Here is a 1,752-nt window from a genome sequence, read left to right on the forward strand (position 1 = left end):
AGTCGACTAACGCGCTTTGTCATCCGCGCCGCCCTATCTGCGGACGACTATGGCGCCAAACCCGCCTGCACCTCTTTAACGAGAAGTTCTTCAAGCATCTGCTCGTCCGACTTCATGATTCCGAAGTCGAGCAGCATGTCCTCCAGCTCCTCCATGGTGATGGGAGTAGGGATCGTGCCCTTCCCCGAATTGGAGTGGATCTTCTCGGCTAGCCATCGATATTCCGCCGCCTGTTTGGAGCGTGGCGCGTATTGGATCACGGTCATCTTTCTAAGCTCCGCGTGCTGGACAATGTTGTCGCGCGGCACGAAGTGAATAAGCTTCGAATTGAGCTTGGCAGCCAGCGCTTCCGCGAGGTCTAATTCTCGGTCGGTCTGCCGCTCATTACAGATCAGGCCGCCCAGCCGTACGCTTCCGGCGCTGGCGTATTTGAGGATGCCCCTCGCAATGTTGTTTGCAGCATACAGGGCCATCATCTCACCGGACATGACGATGTAAATTTCCTGAGCCTTGTTCTCGCGGATGGGCATAGCAAAGCCCCCGCACACCACGTCTCCCAGCACGTCATAGGAGACGTAGTCGACATCGTCATAGGCGCCGTTTTCTTCCAGGAAGTTGATCGACGTGATGACCCCCCGTCCGGCGCAGCCAACGCCGGGTTCAGGGCCGCCCGACTCCACACATTTGATGCCGCCGTAGCCTGTTTTTAGCACATCGCCGAGTTCCAGATCTTCGACTGAACCCTTCGTTGCGGCGAGATCCAGAACCGTGCCCTGCGCTTTGGAGTTCAGGATCAATCGCGTCGAGTCAGCTTTTGGGTCGCAGCCGACGATGAGGATTTTCTGCCCGAGTTCGACAAGGGCAGCGAGCGTATTCTGGGATGTAGTGGATTTGCCAATGCCTCCCTTTCCGTAAAACGCGATCTGACGCAGAGCAGCCATTCTTACTTCCTTTTCGTGTTCGAACCGTCCGAGGCGATGCCGCGACATCGGACGCGGCTGGTTCCGTCGCAGCCCAAGAACAATTTTCAAGCGCCGTGCCAATTGAGCTGATTGATAGGGCAGAACGGAAACTGGTGCTCCCGCAAACACTTAAGGGGATAAAATACCGGACCGAAGAATCCTGAGTCGTGTCACGAAGCCGACAAAATTGACGACAATGTCGCACATATGTCGTGAGGCCGTCGGAGAGCCACGGTAACTCTGCGCAAGCACGTCTCCGTCGAATGAGCCGCACTTGACGCAAATGCTGGCAATTGGAAAGCGGCGCGGAGCTCTAGCGAAATCGTTTGCGGTCAAAAAATCGCGCAAGCAGTGTTGCACCGCTGCCAAGCGCATGCAGCCACCCGTGTCGCAAACCTGACAAAGCTTTCGCACTGTGGACCAATAGCAAACTCGACCCGCCCGAAACTCGCGAGTTAATCACCGCGCAATCGGCCTGGCACGACGAGTGCTAGGACCGACCGAGACACAAACTACATTTCGGTTGGAGCCAAAGACAGCATGAACATCGTGGTCTGCATAAAGCAAGTGCCTGACTCCGCACAGATCCGGGTTCATCCGGTTACGAACACGATCATGCGCCAGGGAGTGCCGACAATCATCAATCCTTACGATCTTTTCGCCTTGGAAGAAGCTCTTAAACTGCGTGACCGGTATGAGGGTAAAGTCACTGTGCTTACCATGGGTCCGCCCATGGCAAAACAAGCGCTGGAGAAAGCTCTGGCATACGGCGCAGATGAAGCGGTACTCC

At 55.9% G+C, this 1,752-nt stretch carries 2 protein-coding genes; one reads left to right on the top strand and one right to left on the bottom strand.

What is annotated here, in order from left to right:
* Window positions 1-47: 47 nt before the first annotated feature.
* A complete protein-coding gene (nifH, locus tag AC1D1Z_RS37055; protein ID WP_003563197.1) occupies window positions 48-941 on the bottom strand; it encodes a nitrogenase iron protein in 894 nt (297 codons plus the stop codon).
* Between the two features lie 561 nt (window positions 942-1,502).
* Here nifH and AC1D1Z_RS37060 point away from each other — a divergent pair.
* The coding region (locus AC1D1Z_RS37060; RefSeq protein WP_477853792.1) for an electron transfer flavoprotein subunit beta/FixA family protein at window positions 1,503-1,752 on the top strand (250 nt) is incomplete at its 3' end.

It is taken from the genome of Rhizobium sp. P1_E1 (genome assembly GCF_056406015.1).